Below are 13,660 nucleotides of genomic sequence, written 5' to 3' on the forward strand. Positions count from 1 at the left end.
TCGTAACCTGCCCGTTTCCTTCGAACACACGGCTGAAACATGCGCTTCCTACCTTGAGAGTCCACATCAGCCGCGATGGGCGGTGAGGCCCGATGTATGAGTACGTCGACCCGTTCATCGGGACCGGCGCCACCGACCTGCCCACGCCGAAGGGCCTGGCCGCGACCTGGTGGTGGCCCAAGCCGCAGGTCGGCAACACCCACCCTGGTGCCACGCACCCGTTCGGGATGGTGTCGGCCTGCCCGTACTCCGGGGCCTACCCGACTGGCTACGGGCTGTACGACTTCAACACCGAGGGCGTGCCCGACCTGTTGTACGACCGTCCGGTCGCGTCCGGCTTCACCCACTTCCAGCAGTCCGGCACGGGCGCGATCCGCAAGTACTACAACTACTTCCGGGTCACGCCGATGCTCGGCCCGCTCGATGACCTGGGCACCACTTGGGACCTGCTGGACGAGGTGGCCGAGCCCGGCTACTACGCGGCGACGCTGAGCTCGGGAGTGCGGTGCGAAGTCACGGTCGGCCCGAAGTCGGCCGTCCATCGGTACACCTTCCCGGCGCATGACGCCGCCCGGATCGTCATCGACGCCTCGACCGGCGGCCTCGCGATCCCGCACAGCCAGACTGTGCCGTTGAAGGCGCACCTGGCGATGCTGGAGCCGGGGGTCGCTCAGGGCGAGATCCATGTCGAGGGCGTGCCGCTGGCCGTGCACTTGGAGGTCGACGCCCCTGGCTGGCGGCAGTTGCTGTGGTACGACCGGCGCCTGATGCCCGGCGGCACCCGTCTCGACTTCGACTACATCCGGCCGACCACACTGCGGCCGTTCGGGCTGATCTTCATAGGCCCCTCGCGCGCCGAGCAGACCGTCGAGGTGCGTCTGGGGTTCTCCCTGCGCGGCTGTGAGACGGCCCGCAACAACCTGCACGCAGACATCAGCCGCAGCCAGGCCACCTTCTCCGGGCGGCGCGACGACACGGCAGCCACCTGGCGCGACCACCTCGGCAAGATTGAGATCAACGCCGAGTCCAATGACCAGGCGACCGTTTTCGGCACAGCGCTCTACCATTCGCTGGTCAAGCCGTGTTTCGCCCCGGACGAGAGCCCGTGGACGACCGAGGGCCCGTACGCGTTCGACATCTGCACGATGTGGGACATCTACCGCACCCAACTGCCGCTGATAACCACCCTGTTCCCCGAGCGTTCGGTCGCGCTGGCCGGCGCACTGCTGTCGGTCTGCGAGCAGGAGGGCAACCTGCCGATCGGCTACCGGATGGCCAAGGGCGCCGACCGGTTCTCCCGGCAGGGCAGCGCGCTCGCGCACACCTTCCTTGCCGACCTGTGCCAGCTGGATCTGCCGGGTATCGACTGGGACTGGGCCATGGTGCATCTGGAGATGGACCTGCGCCGGACGTACGGCGAGGACTACCTGGTGCACGGCGTGGCACACCCGATCAGCCACACCCTCGACCTGGCGTACGCCTACCACTGCACCGCGGCGATCGCCCACAAGGTGCGGGACCGGCCATTGGCGCGGCAGATGCGCGACCTTGCCCAGGGCTGGCGGGCGGCGTACGACCCGGGCACCGGGCTGCTGCGCGACTCGACGTTCTACGAGGGCGGCAGGTGGAACTACTCCTTCCGGTTGCTGCACGACATGCGCGCCCGGATCGCGCTCGCGGGCGGCGACGAGGCTTTTATCGGGCTCCTCGACCGGTTCTTCGGGTACGACGCCGCACCGGTCACCCAGCCGGGGGTGGCGCCGAGCGTGGCCGAGATGGAGGCCGGGTACGGCCTGTGCCGGTTCGAGGGGTTGAACAACGAACCGGACTACGAGGCGCCGTGGTCCTACCACTACGCCGGACGGCCGGACCGAACCGCCGAGGTGGTGCATGCCGCGATCGCCAACCAGTTCGGCACCGGCCGGGGCGGGCTGCCAGGTAACGACGACTCCGGCGGGTTGTCGGCGTGGTACGTGTGGGCGACCCTCGGTCTGTTCCCGGTGGCTGGGCAGAACATGTTCCTGGTGAGCACGCCGGCCGTGGCGGAGTCGACGGTCCGGCTGCCCGAGGGCGAGCTGTCCATCACCACAACAGGATTCGAGCCGGTCGAGGCCGGTGGACCGGTCTCGTACGTCCAGTCCATCGCAGTGGACGGCAAGACCCTCGAACGCCCCTGGGTCTCCGGCCGGGAGCTGCGGCACATCCGCAACCTGCACATCGAGCTCGGCCCGCAGCCCTCCGGCTGGGGCACCCGGATCAGGCCACCATCCACATCCGACCCGCTGCACGCAACTGGAGGTGAGGCATGAGCATCGCCGACGACACGCTCGTCCCGTCCGCACCCACCCGCCGCCTGGTCATCGTCGTTCGCGCCGACCCGGTGATCTGCGGGCACTCCGGTGAGGCACGGTGCCTCGCCGAGGTGGCGCTCACCCGCGGGTTCGACGACGTCCGGATCGTGACCTGGCCGCTGGACGCGCTGGAGGCGGCCGGGCTGCCGTTGAAACCACTCGATCGCGTGCTGCCGTACAGCCCTGGCATCACCGTCGAGCGGCCCGATCCCGTGGGTGACTACCGGGTTCCGGACGGGCGCTACCTGTCCGGGCTCATCGGGCGGCTGGTCGAGCTGTTCAGCGACGGGGTGCCGACGGTGGCGATGTCGCTCTACCTGAGCCCGCACGCGATCGCCGTACATGAGGCCGTCCAGGTGGCGCGGCGGATCGGGCCCGCACGGGTCATCACCGTGGCCGAGGCAGTGGGCTCCGATATCACCAACGTGGTGCGCGAGTGCGTGAACACCGGGCGGTTCGGCGCGGCCGCGCACATCCTGTCGGTCTACCTGGCGGCTGATCACTGCGTGGCGGTGTCGTCGTACACCAGGGATCTGATCGTGGCCTCGGCGGCGACCATCGACGGCATTCACGGCACGACGTTCGCGCAGCAATGCCGTGAGCGGATCGCCATCTCCTATCCGGCGGTCGACTCCTGGTCCTACCTTTCGCTGACCGATGACGGGATCGCCGAAACTCTCGGCCGGCGCGGCCTTTCGCGAGACGGGTACGTGCTGTTCCTCTCCCGGATCGCTTCGGCGAAGGGGGTCGACGACCTGATCGCCGCCTACGCCGGATCCCGGTCGGCCGAGCGGGTGCAGCTGGTTCTTGCCGGGCGCGGGCCGCAAGAGGACGAGGTGATGGCGCAGGTGGCGGCAGCGGGGCTGGGCGAGCGGGTGCGGGTGCTGACCGACGTGGACGACGCGGAGAAGCCGGCGCTGATGGCCGGGAGCGCGGCGTTCGTGCTGCCGACGCGCGAGCAGCCGGAGTTCGTGGAGACGTTCGGGATCGCCCTGGTCGAGAAGGCTCTCGCCGGCGGCGGGCCGATCATCACCTGCGCGACGGGCGGCGTACCCGAGGCGGTCGGTGATACGGCCCTGCTGGTGCCGCAGCGTGACCCGGCCACACTGCGGCGCGTGCTTGACGAGGTCGTGTGCGACTGGACCCGCGAACAGCGGGCGGACGCCGAGCAGCGTGCGCGGGTGTACGCGTTGCAGTTCGATCGAGCGGCGGTGTTCGACCGCCTCTTCGCGCTCGCTGCGCCTCCCGCCGTCCCCGTCGCCTGAGCTGCCGGCCTTACTACCCGCTTATTGCCTGCCCCAGACGGTCGCGTGCTGCTCGAAGTACTCCGGATCGCTGTGCATCGGGATGACGCAGAACAGATGACCGCCGGGGGCTTTGAGCGTGTGGCAGCCCTGCCAGCTGGCGATCTCCACCGCGCCGAGTTCGGTCAACCGGGCGACCTCGGCGGGGACGTCGTCGGTCTCGATGTCGAGGTGGTACCGCGGCTCGTCGTCGACGGACTGGATCGCCGCGACGTACCCGGGGATCGCGTTGTGCAGGCTGGTGAACTGCGGCTCGCCATCCGGCGACGACGTCCGTACGCCGAGCGCCTCGGACCAGAACGTCGTGGCGGCGTCGACCTCGTCCCGCCGTACGTCGATGAGGAAGGTGGAGACTCTGCTGCGATGCATGCGGGCCAATCTAGTTCCGGACGCGGGTCGTCCGGAACGCGCGTTAATCTGCTCGGCATGGTGATCGATGAGTCGCAACTGACCGTCGTACCGGCGAACGAGGCGCCCTGGGAAGACCTTCAAACGATCTTCGGTACGACGGATGCCGGGCAGTGCCAATGCCAGCGGTTCAAGATCCGCGGTTGGATCTGGCGGGACTCGACGCTGGACGAGCGGATGACACGACTACAGGACCAGACCGCCTGCGGTACGCCGGATGCGCCGTCGACGAGCGGGCTGATCGCGTACGTCGACGGCGAGCCGGCCGGCTGGGTCGCCGTCGAGCCGCGCACGGCGTACCCGAAGCTGCGAACGTCGCGGGTGCCGTGGGCGGACCGCTCCGAGGACAAGGACGACGAGAGCGTCTGGGCGGTCACGTGCATGACGGTCCGCAAAGGCTTCCGCGGCCGCGGCCTCACCTATCACCTGGCCCGGGCGACCATCCCGTACGCCCGCAGCCGCGGTGCCCGCGCACTCGAGGCCTACCCGATGTTCACCCAACCTGGCAAAACCATCACCTGGGGCGAACTCCACGTCGGCCCCCACCAGGCCTTCGAGGAGGCCGGCTTCAAGCAACTCACCCACCCCACCCTCCGCCGCACGGTGATGCGGATCGACTTCACCTAATCAGTCGTAGGTGGCTTGGGCCTGCCAGGTTGTTTGGTGGAGGGTGAAGAGCCAGGCGCGGGTGTCGGCGGTCTGGAACTGGAAGCGGGCCTGGCGGGACTCGGTGGCGGGGTCCCACCAGCGTTCGGTGCTGAGCCAGGGGCCGGCCCAGGCCGTGATCGGGTGAAGTTTGTTGCTATCGGCAACTTGAACACCGGAGCCGCCGGTGGGCAGCAAGGAGAACGCGGCCGGTACGCCGGAGAGCTCGCCGCGGGCACTGACCGACACCTGCGCGCCGTCCGCGGCGAACACCTTCGCCGGGATCGGCTCCGGGAAGATCGTGGTCGGCGCCGGCGTCGGCCAGCGCTCGGCCCCGGTGATCGACCCGGGCCACGGCTGGTCCGGAGGCCGTGCCGGCACCGGTGGATCGCCCCAGGGGATCAGCGTCTGCCGCTCGGCGAATCCTCGCCCGCCGCCGATCACCACCGATACGACCGCACCGTGACCGAGCATGCTCTGCACCCGCGACAACGCCCGGTGGATCCGCTCGTCCGGCCCGCCGCCCCACAGCCCGTCGACATGCGCGCCGACCGGATCCGCCTGCTCCGGGATCAGCCGGATCCGCACGACGGGCGACGTCAGCTCACTGGTCGCCGTGCCGCTCCCCTGCAACTGCCAACGCACGCGGTCCACCACGTCCGCCGCGGTGAACCAGCGTGGATGCAGCCACTCCCGCTCGTGGATCCGCCCGGACTCGGTGCCGACCTCGACCCGCAGCGTCGTACACACCAGGCCGAGCTCGGTCAGCCGGACGATCAGCTCGTCGGCGATCGCACGGACCGCGAACGCGACCTGGTCGACCCGGTCGACCGCCGGCTCGAAGTCGAGGGCCCGGGTGAGCTCCGGCGGGACCTCCCGGCCGGTCACCGGGCGATCGTCGGATCCGCTCGCCAGCCGATGGGCAAACGCGCCACTGGGACCGAACCGGGTCAGCACCTCCGTCCCGGAGAGTCGGGCGAACGCACCCAGCGACCGCAACCCCAGCCGGCGCAGCAGATCCGTGAGCTCCGGCTGCTCGAGCAGATCGATCGACAACGGCGCGAGGAACTCCGGTGACCCGCCCGGCGGCACCACCTGCACCCTGGTCCGCGCGGAGCTCGCCCGCGCCGCCTGCTCGGCGGCGAACGGACCGTCGGCGATCCCGATCCGGCTGCCCGGCACGTCGAACGTCTCCAGCCGGTCGAGCAGCTTCTCCGCCGCCCTCTCCTCGCTGCCGTAGAACCGGGCCGGACCGCGTGCCTTCAACGCGCACATCCCCGGACGGATCACCTGCACGCCCGGCGTGATCGCCTCCAGGCACGCGATCACCGGATCGAACGCGCGCGCGTCGATCACCGGGTCGTACTTCAGCACGACCAGCTCCGGGCACCGCGACTGCGCGTCCCGAGCCCGCTGCCCGCGCCGCACCCCCTCGGCCCGCGCGGCCGCCGAGGTGGCGAGCACCTTCCCCTTCTCCAGCACGACGATCGGCTCGTCCGGCGAGCGTCCGGTCGCCACCGCGGCCGCCGTCACCGGCCAGTCGGGCACCCAGATCACCATCGTGCGGGTGAGTCCGCGGCCGCCCATCAGCCCACCGCGCCGATCTGATCCGCCCACTCTTCCTGCCAGCCCGGGCCAGCCTGACGAGCCGGGTCAGCCTCACGAGCGGGCTCGACAGGCCGGACGACACCGTCGGGGCCAGGAAGCCAGAGCTCATGACGACGAGCGCGCACGGCGGCCCGCCGACCGGTCACCGCCACCGTCGCCCGGCGGCCGGTGATCAGCCCCTCGCCGTCGCCGAGACCGGTCCAGGTGTTGCTCTCGATCTCGAACCGGGCCTCGCTGCCGGGCCACGACCCGCACGCGATCAGCATCGCGCCGCGGGTCCGGAGCCGGGCGGCGAGCCGGGATGCCTCCCCCGGTGTCACCTCCCCCGGCGGCCGGACGACCACCACCGTCAGCGCGTCCACCAACGCGGCGACGACGCTGAGCCACTCGCGGCCCGGATCCGGGACCAGCACGAGCCGCTCCAGATCGACGCCGAGCCCACGCGCCGCCTCGGCACCGAACGACGGCACCCCGACGACACCGCACCAGGCGCCCTCCGCGGACGGACCGGCCATCAGCGCCATCACCAGGGCGGCGCTGCCACGCACGGAGTACACCGAGCCGCCGCGCAGGCTCGCCCCCGCCAGCAACTCACTCACCGCCGGATGCGTGGGCAGCTCCCGATCCACTCCGGCCGTGTCCAACGCCTGCTGCACCCGCGCGACCGACGGCACCCGGCCGGTGACAGGAGCCAGGCGGGCGCTCTCCTCCTCGTCGTCTTCAGCCGCCTTCCGAGCCTTGACCTGGGCGAGGAGCAGGCGCGCCTGGTCGAGCGCCGTGACCCGGCTCGTCGCTGCCTCGCTCCCCGTCATGAATCCATGTTCGAACACCTGTTCGAACATGTCAATCCGGTCGTCCACAGGCCCCGGGACTGGTTAGAGTCGCAACCATGCGACGCGTCGAAGACCCTCGGTTCGCCGCCGCGCTGCGAGAGATGGAGAACAGTATCGACGCCGCCTGGGACACTTTCTGCACCGCCTCCGGCGTCCGCAAAGGTACGGCGGAAGCGCGCGAGCTGGCCGAGGTCGTACTGCAGGACACGTCCGAGTTCGACTGGCGGATCGTCGACGGAGCGCTCGACCATCTGACCTGCCCGGACTGCGGTTCCACCCTCGGCGCCGGCGCGGGATGTGCGCGCTGCGACCAGGCGAACGGCTTCCGTTTCGCGGCGCGGGAGACCGACCGTCCCGGCGTACCTCCGGGAAACGAGCACGCGATCCGCGTGTCCTCGGCCGTGGCCAGGACCAGGAACCGCTACACGGCGCGGGCCCGCGCCGGCTACGAGCTTCTCCTCCCTGACCTGCTGGCCGGAGTCCTTCCCACGACCGCCCAGGCGCAGCACTACAAACACCTCATCAACCAGCGCACCGATGACGAGCTGGAACACCTCCTCACCCCGCAGGATCTTCAGCCGGACGCATAGGGTGGGACCATGCCGAGGACTATTGCTACCAACACCAAGGTCGATCTCGAGGGGCTGCTGGAGTTCGTGCGGCCTCGTCATCACATGCTGCTGATCACGTACCGGGCGGACGGGACGGCACAGGCGTCACCGGTGTCCGGAGGCGTGGACACCGAGGGCCGCATCGTCATCTCGTCGTACCCGGAGCGGGCCAAGAGCACCAACGTGAAGCGGACCGGCAAGGCCGGGGTGCTCGTGCTGTCGGACGACTGGAACGGCGCCTGGGTGCAGGTGGACGGCAGTGGCGAGGTCATCGAGCTGCCGGACGCCGTGGAGCCGCTTGTCGACTACTACCGTGCGATCTCCGGCGAGCACCCTGACTGGGACGAGTACCGCGAGGCGATGGTGAAGCAGGGCAAGTGCCTGATCCGCATCACCCCCGAGCGCTGGGGTCCGCTCGCCACCGGCGGCTTCCCGGCCCGCCTGGCCGACTAGCCGGCTGGCTGGCTGGCAGGCTGAGTGGCTGACTGATGCCCACGGCGCTCGTCGTCCACGCGCACCCGGACGACGAGGTCTTCGCCACCGGCGCCGCGACCTCCGTGCTGCACGAGCAGGGCTGGCATGTCGTACTGCGTGTGGCCACCGCCGGGATGCACGGAGCCGCGGAACATCTCACCGACTCCTGCGCGCTGCTGGGGATCGATGAGTGGGGCTGGCTCGGTGCAGCGGACCAGTGGATCGATGACGGTGGCCACAACGGCCCGCGGACGTTAGCCGCCGCGCCGCCGGCCGATGTGGCCGCGGAGGTCGAGAAGGCAGCCCGCGAGCTCGAACCAGAGCTGATCCTCACAGTGGGACGGGACGGACTCACCGGGCATCCGGACCACATCGCCATCTCACAAGCAGTCCAGAGAGCGCTCCGACGCGTCCAGTGCCGCACCCTGGGTGCCCGTGTCAGAACCGAGGACGTGCGCGCAGGAGAGCGCCTGGTCCAGCAATTGGCCCCGGGACAACAGATCGGGTCGGGCCACGTCACCGGATGCGACGGACCGCTCGAGGAGATCAGCGGAGGGTCCGAGCAGCGCAGGCGGCAAGCTCTGGACCAGTACTACGACGGCCTGGGCAGCCAGCCGCTCGCACAACTCATCGGCGTTCACCGCTCGAGCAGCGACGGCCTGCTGCTCCGAGCGGTCTTCGACGCAACAGGCTGGCAGCACGACAGGTTCGAAGAGCTCAGGGCTTCCCAGTAGAACTCAGGGCTTCTCAGTAGAAGGAGCCGAGCGACGCTCCATCGTCTCGGTGATGCGCTGCATCGCACCTTCCAGGTGTTCGCGCAGCGCGGCCTCGGCGCCTGCCTCGTCGTGCGCGACGCACGCGTCGAGGATCGCTTGGTGCTCCCGTCGGGTCTGCTCGATGCGGGCCTTGGTCTGCCGCGAGCCGAACCGGTAGCGCTCGCTGTTCTGCCAGACCGGCTCGATCGCTCGCGGTAGCCACCGCGAACCGCCCGCCCGGTAGATGGCGAAGTGGAACTCGGTGTGCGCCTGCCGGGACGCGATGTTGTCGCCCAGCTTCGACAACCGGACATGCTCGGCCAGTGCGTCCCGGGCGGTCGAGGCGTCCGAGTCGGAGAACCGTGTCGCGGCCGCACGCACCGCAAGAGACTCCAGCGCCAACCGGGTCGCGTGGGTGTCGCGCAGGTCCTCCATCGACAACTCACGGACCCAGGCGCCCTTGTGCGGGACGATCTCGACCAGTCCGAGCGCAGCCATCCGGCGCAGCCCTTCGCGGATCGGCATCTGGCTCATGTCGAGCCGTTTGGCGAGCTCCTCGAGCCGCAGCGCCGTACCACTGGGCAGCTCGCCGGACAGGATGAGCTCGTGCAGCTCGGCGGCGGCTTCCTCGGCGAGCGTACGACGGCCGGTAGGCCCCCCAGGCGTGAGCTCGAGTCGTCGGATCATCAGTAGCGGGCTGCCTCTCTCCTATTCAGCTCTGGAGGTACCGTAGCCGCCACTCGGGTATCTGCGGGCCTCCGACGACGGATTGCTCAGCTCAGACTCCAGCAAACACAAGTGGTCTAGGCCGGCCGAGGAGTGTCAGCGCAGCGCGGTCAGGTCCAGCAACACCCGCCCGGCCTGCCGATCGAGCGCGTCACCGACCCGATCCGCGGGCACCACGTCGTACTCCGCATGCCAGGAGGCCGCTGCGATATCTGCGAGGGCCTGACCGACCGCATCCGGTGCCAGAGCAGTGCGTTGCAGGTTCACCGGCAGCACCCGGAGGTCGCGGCCGATCAACTGGTGCAGATCGATCGTGGTGAACTCACCGGCCTTGTAACCCAGTACGGCGATCCGCCCGCCCGGGGTGATGTGCCCCAGGACCCCACCGGTCACCGGACCACCCATGGTGTCGACAGCCGCGTCACACCACTGCAGCTCCCGTCCAACCTGTCCCAGTCCGTCGACGCGAACGATCTGGTCCACCAGTGCGGTCGTGGCGTCGACAGACGCCTCCATCGCCACCAGACCGATCACCCGCGCCGCACCGGCCGACCGTGCGATCGCAGCGCACATCCTGCCGACCGCACCGTTCACGCCGGTGACGACAACGGTCTCGCCCTTCTGTACGTCGGCCACCCGCCGGACAGCGGTGTGCGCGGTCAACGCCTGCGTCAGCAACGTCAGCGCCGCTCCCGGCTCCAACGACGACGGCAGCCGATGTACGGCGGTATCCGGCACGACGGCGTACCGACCCCACACGCCCGCTCTCGTCACGCCGACGCCGTCGCCCCGGACGAGCACAGCTGTCCCGGCCTCGACGACATCCGAGCTGACGACCACACCCGTCCCCTCGGAGCCCGGTACGAACGGCACAGACGGCTGCTTGCCGGCCAGCGTCGACCGGTCCTGCGAAGTCACGGCAGCCAGCCGCATCTCCACCAACGTCTCCCCCGGACCGGCTGTCAGCTCGACCTCTTCGGCCTTCAGCTGCTCCCCCGGTCCGTGGCTGTGCAACACAGTCCCCCGTGTAGTCACGCCTCATCCCCGTTCACGATTTGATATCTGATCACAACCTCGACCAGACAGCACCCTCGTCTCACCACGCGGCGACCTCCTTCGCCAGCGGCCGGGTCAGCACCTCGGCCGTCGCGGCCCGCGCGGCGGACACCCCGTCGCTGCCCATCGGGAACGGCCAGTCACTCCCGGCCAGGACCCGCTCGGCACCGAACGTCGAAGTCAGCAGTTCCAGTACGGCGTCGTCGTGCACCAGATCGTCGACGTAGAACCGGCGCAGCGCCTCCGCGACCGGCAACGACACCGGCTCGATCCCGGGCCGTTCCGTGTCGATCCCGCGCTGCCACCGGCCGGCAACGGCCGCCGTCACACCACCCCCATGGCACAAGCAGAACCGGATCCCTGGAAACCGCCCCGGCACGTCGGCGAAGACGAGCGAAGCGGCGGCCACTCCGGTCTCGTACGGATTCCCCAACAGGTTCGACAAGTAGAACGAATCAAGCCGCTTGTCGTCACTGCTGCCGGGATGAATCAGGGTGAACGCCTCCAGCACGTCCAGCACCCGCCAGACCGGATCCAGCCCGGCATAGCTCGGCGTACCCAGTGCGAACCCGCCGAAGACGCCTTCACCGGCCAGACCGGCAGCCACTGCCGGCGCTGCCGGGTCCAGCAGCGGCAGATGCGCCAGGACACGCAGTTGCGGTGTGGCGAGTTCGCGGAGCCCCTGGTTGACCAGCTCGGACCACTCGACGCCGGCGTCGTACCGGAAGAGCGCGGGCGGCACGGAGACGACGGCGCCGTCCAGCGACTGCTCGGTGATCCACTGCAGCAGCGCGGCCGGGTCGGCGAGCCGGCGCAGCGGCAGTCGCTGTCCGTCGACCACCAGCGAACCGCTGTCGACGGACAGCCCGAACTCACCCCGGTGCGCCGCCGACAGCACGGTCGGCGGGATCAGATGCGTGTGGACGTCCCAACCGGCCATGTCAGCGGGCGTCCTCGTCGTTGTCGTAGAAGTCCGGCCGCTCTGGGTAGTGCGGCCCGTCGTACACCTCTAGCAGGACAGAGGTCTCCTCTGCCCGCGTCGGACCGTGCGTCACGCCCTTGGGGTTCCAGTAGAAGCTGCCCTTGGTCAGCGTGGTCCCGGTCGGCAGGTACACGTACCGGCCGGACAGGCAGAACATGAACTGGTTCGACGCGTGCTTGTGCTCGGACGGAATGCCGGAGCCCTTCTCGAAACGCACCAGTGCGATCGAGGCCTCGGTCTCCGGGTCCCGCCACAGCATCTTGTGGGACAGACCGTCCAACGACTTCTCGACCCACTCCAGGTCGTCCGTCTGCAGCAGGATCTCGCGCAGCGGTTCGTCGAAACTCATGGAACCTCCTTACCGGTAATGCGGCTGTACAGCTCCTCCGCAACGCCAGTACTCATCGGAGCGACAGCAGCCACATGCCCGTCCGGCCGGAGCAGTACTACGGTCTCCGGCGGCACGCCGTACCGCTTGGTGGCAACGCTTCCGGGGTCGAACAGCGCACGGTCCCGCAGACCGGAGTCGTGCGGCGCGTCCCACCGGGACACTGCGTAGTGCTGCAGCGCAGGCGATCCGTTCAGCGGGATCTCCGGGCGCCGGCGGACATCAGTGAAGTACAAGGCGACGAACGAGTCCCGGCACAGGTCGTGGATCGTCAACCGGCCTGTCGGGCTCTGCAGCACCAGGTCGGGCGCCCGGTCACCGGCGCGCACCGCAGGCGGTTCGGCCGCCGTGGCAACCATCGACCAGTCACCGGAGCCGTCCACGTCCAGCCGCACGCTCAGCAGAGTCCGCGTGTACGCCGTCGCCCAGTCGCTCGTTCCCGCTGTGACAGCGCCCTGCTGGAACGACATGTACTTCCGCGCGGCCTCGGCCATCTCGCCCGAGCCCTCGATCGCCACCGGACGCTGCTCCTGCTCGTACCCGTCCAGCAGCGACGGATCGGCCCAGCCGCGCAGTACCCAGGCCAGCCGCCACGGCAGGTTCGACGCGTCCAGCGCTCCGGTGTTCAGACCGAGCGCCCACATCGGCGTGATCAGGTGGGCCGCATCGCCCATCAGGAATACCCTGCGGTCCTTGGTCCACTGCTCCGCGACCCGGTGGTGCACGTTGTAGACGACCGAGCCCATCAGCTCGATCCGGTCCACCTCGCCGATGAACTGCTTCACCTTCACCAGCAGGTCCTCGTCGCCCGGAGCGTCGGCGCCCGGGGCCAGCGGGAACAGGAACCGCCAGTTGTCAGGCTGCCGGATCAGCACCATCCACTCGGACTTGTCCGCGAAGTACGCGAGGTACGGGTAGTCCCTGGCGTTGTCGACATCCAGGTCCACGACGACGTCGATCAACATGTACCGCTCCGGCAGGGTCTCCCCCACCACCTTCACGCCGAGCGCATCGCGGATCCGCGAACGACCGCCGTCACAGGCCAGCAGGTACGACGCCTCCAGCTCCTGCGGACCGTCCGGTGTCTCGACCTGCAGCACTACGCGGTCGTCACGTACCTCGAACGACGTCATCCGGTGCTGCGTCCGCACCGGCGTGGACAGGGCCGCCGCGAGCAGCGGCTCCATCTTCTGCTGCGGCAGGTTGATGACGAACGGGAACTGCGTGTCGTTCGCCAGCTCGGCCAACTGCACCGAGGCCCGGGGCGTGTTGGTGGCCCGGTCGATGTCACCGATCTCGTCGATCCGCAGCGCGGCGCCGAGGATGCGGTCCACCGCGCCGTACCGGTTCCAGATCTCCAACGTCCGGCTGAGCGTCGTACCGGCCTTGGTGTCGGAGGAGAGCGTGGCGTCCTCCTCCAGCAGCACGTACGGGATGCCGTAGTGCTCAAGGCCGAGGGCCGCGGTCAGACCGATCGGTCCGGCGCCGACCACGACAACAGGGAGCTGTTCAGTCAACT

14 protein-coding genes are annotated in these 13,660 nt (G+C 69.5%); 6 read left to right on the forward strand and 8 right to left on the reverse strand.

Annotated features, from left to right (window positions below):
- The first annotated feature begins 92 nt into the window (after positions 1-92).
- Together AB0J62_RS28370 and AB0J62_RS28375 are read left to right on the forward strand one after the other, a co-directional pair.
- Entirely contained in the window at positions 93-2,309 is a 2,217-nt protein-coding gene (locus tag AB0J62_RS28370; RefSeq protein ID WP_363877415.1) for a glycoside hydrolase domain-containing protein, read from the forward strand.
- On the forward strand, positions 2,306-3,616 hold the full coding sequence (locus AB0J62_RS28375) for a glycosyltransferase (protein WP_363877417.1): 1,311 nt from the start codon (positions 2,306-2,308) through the stop codon (positions 3,614-3,616). Before AB0J62_RS28370 ends, AB0J62_RS28375 begins: the two co-directional genes overlap by 4 nt.
- A gap of 21 nt (positions 3,617-3,637) precedes the next feature.
- Here the strand turns inward: AB0J62_RS28375 and AB0J62_RS28380 are convergent, their stop codons facing one another.
- Complete coding sequence (locus tag AB0J62_RS28380) at positions 3,638-4,024, reverse strand: VOC family protein (RefSeq protein ID WP_363877419.1); 387 nt, start codon at positions 4,022-4,024, stop codon at positions 3,638-3,640.
- Positions 4,025-4,081: 57 nt separating this feature from the next.
- Between AB0J62_RS28380 and AB0J62_RS28385 the strand changes: the two genes are divergently transcribed.
- Complete coding sequence (locus tag AB0J62_RS28385; RefSeq protein WP_363877421.1) at positions 4,082-4,690, forward strand: GNAT family N-acetyltransferase; 609 nt, start codon at positions 4,082-4,084, stop codon at positions 4,688-4,690.
- Here the strand turns inward: AB0J62_RS28385 and AB0J62_RS28390 are convergent, their stop codons facing one another.
- Complete coding sequence (locus AB0J62_RS28390) at positions 4,691-6,295, reverse strand: DNA polymerase Y family protein (RefSeq protein ID WP_363877423.1); 1,605 nt, start codon at positions 6,293-6,295, stop codon at positions 4,691-4,693. It lies immediately after the preceding gene.
- Entirely contained in the window at positions 6,295-7,128 is an 834-nt protein-coding gene (locus tag AB0J62_RS28395) for a hypothetical protein (RefSeq protein WP_363877425.1), read from the reverse strand. The genes AB0J62_RS28390 and AB0J62_RS28395 overlap by 1 nt, the downstream gene beginning before the upstream one ends.
- 77 nt (positions 7,129-7,205) lie before the next feature.
- On the opposite strand from AB0J62_RS28395, the gene AB0J62_RS28400 reads away from it, so the two are divergent.
- Genes AB0J62_RS28400 through AB0J62_RS28410 form a run of 3 tightly spaced genes read left to right on the forward strand, consistent with a single transcriptional unit; the run spans position 7,206 to position 8,968 of the window.
- Positions 7,206-7,739: a hypothetical protein gene (locus tag AB0J62_RS28400; RefSeq protein ID WP_363877427.1), complete on the forward strand. Its 534-nt coding sequence runs from the start codon at positions 7,206-7,208 to the stop codon at positions 7,737-7,739.
- Between the two features lie 9 nt (positions 7,740-7,748).
- Positions 7,749-8,213, forward strand: a complete 465-nt coding sequence (locus AB0J62_RS28405) for a PPOX class F420-dependent oxidoreductase (protein ID WP_134098771.1) — start codon at positions 7,749-7,751, stop codon at positions 8,211-8,213.
- A gap of 35 nt (positions 8,214-8,248) precedes the next feature.
- On the forward strand, positions 8,249-8,968 hold the full coding sequence (locus AB0J62_RS28410) for a PIG-L family deacetylase (RefSeq protein WP_363877430.1): 720 nt from the start codon (positions 8,249-8,251) through the stop codon (positions 8,966-8,968).
- Between the two features lie 3 nt (positions 8,969-8,971).
- On the opposite strand, the gene AB0J62_RS28415 is transcribed toward AB0J62_RS28410, so the two are convergent.
- The 5 genes from AB0J62_RS28415 to AB0J62_RS28435 form a co-directional block, all read right to left on the reverse strand.
- Positions 8,972-9,676: a GntR family transcriptional regulator gene (locus tag AB0J62_RS28415; RefSeq protein WP_363877432.1), complete on the reverse strand. Its 705-nt coding sequence runs from the start codon at positions 9,674-9,676 to the stop codon at positions 8,972-8,974.
- A 135-nt stretch (positions 9,677-9,811) separates the two neighbouring features.
- Positions 9,812-10,750, reverse strand: a complete 939-nt coding sequence (locus tag AB0J62_RS28420) for a zinc-binding alcohol dehydrogenase family protein (protein ID WP_363877434.1) — start codon at positions 10,748-10,750, stop codon at positions 9,812-9,814.
- 61 nt (positions 10,751-10,811) lie between these two features.
- Positions 10,812-11,711 carry an amidohydrolase family protein gene (locus AB0J62_RS28425; RefSeq protein WP_363877436.1) on the reverse strand — a complete coding sequence of 300 codons (900 nt, stop codon included), beginning with the start codon at positions 11,709-11,711 and terminating at the stop codon, positions 10,812-10,814.
- Position 11,712: 1 nt separating this feature from the next.
- Positions 11,713-12,102: a cupin domain-containing protein gene (locus AB0J62_RS28430; protein ID WP_363877438.1), complete on the reverse strand. Its 390-nt coding sequence runs from the start codon at positions 12,100-12,102 to the stop codon at positions 11,713-11,715.
- Complete coding sequence (locus AB0J62_RS28435; protein ID WP_363877440.1) at positions 12,099-13,658, reverse strand: FAD-dependent monooxygenase; 1,560 nt, start codon at positions 13,656-13,658, stop codon at positions 12,099-12,101. The genes AB0J62_RS28430 and AB0J62_RS28435 overlap by 4 nt, the downstream gene beginning before the upstream one ends.
- Between the last annotated feature and the right edge of the window lie 2 nt (positions 13,659-13,660).

Source organism: Kribbella sp. NPDC049584 (genome assembly GCF_040675555.1).
GTDB lineage: Bacteria > Actinomycetota > Actinomycetes > Propionibacteriales > Kribbellaceae > Kribbella.

What these genes read in the sequence shown, in the direction of transcription:
- AB0J62_RS28415 (WP_363877432.1), bottom strand. Translation starts at nt 9,676, where the DNA reads ATGATCCGACGACTCGAGCTCACGCCTGGGGGGCCTACCGGCCGTCGT.
- AB0J62_RS28395 (WP_363877425.1), bottom strand. Translation starts at nt 7,128, where the DNA reads ATGACGGGGAGCGAGGCAGCGACGAGCCGGGTCACGGCGCTCGACCAG.
- AB0J62_RS28400 (WP_363877427.1), top strand. Translation starts at nt 7,206, where the DNA reads ATGCGACGCGTCGAAGACCCTCGGTTCGCCGCCGCGCTGCGAGAGATG.
- AB0J62_RS28380 (WP_363877419.1), bottom strand. Translation starts at nt 4,024, where the DNA reads ATGCATCGCAGCAGAGTCTCCACCTTCCTCATCGACGTACGGCGGGAC.
- AB0J62_RS28405 (WP_134098771.1), top strand. Translation starts at nt 7,749, where the DNA reads ATGCCGAGGACTATTGCTACCAACACCAAGGTCGATCTCGAGGGGCTG.
- AB0J62_RS28385 (WP_363877421.1), top strand. Translation starts at nt 4,082, where the DNA reads ATGGTGATCGATGAGTCGCAACTGACCGTCGTACCGGCGAACGAGGCG.
- AB0J62_RS28410 (WP_363877430.1), top strand. Translation starts at nt 8,249, where the DNA reads ATGCCCACGGCGCTCGTCGTCCACGCGCACCCGGACGACGAGGTCTTC.
- AB0J62_RS28430 (WP_363877438.1), bottom strand. Translation starts at nt 12,102, where the DNA reads ATGAGTTTCGACGAACCGCTGCGCGAGATCCTGCTGCAGACGGACGAC.
- AB0J62_RS28375 (WP_363877417.1), top strand. Translation starts at nt 2,306, where the DNA reads ATGAGCATCGCCGACGACACGCTCGTCCCGTCCGCACCCACCCGCCGC.
- AB0J62_RS28390 (WP_363877423.1), bottom strand. Translation starts at nt 6,295, where the DNA reads ATGGGCGGCCGCGGACTCACCCGCACGATGGTGATCTGGGTGCCCGAC.
- AB0J62_RS28370 (WP_363877415.1), top strand. Translation starts at nt 93, where the DNA reads ATGTATGAGTACGTCGACCCGTTCATCGGGACCGGCGCCACCGACCTG.
- AB0J62_RS28425 (WP_363877436.1), bottom strand. Translation starts at nt 11,711, where the DNA reads ATGGCCGGTTGGGACGTCCACACGCATCTGATCCCGCCGACCGTGCTG.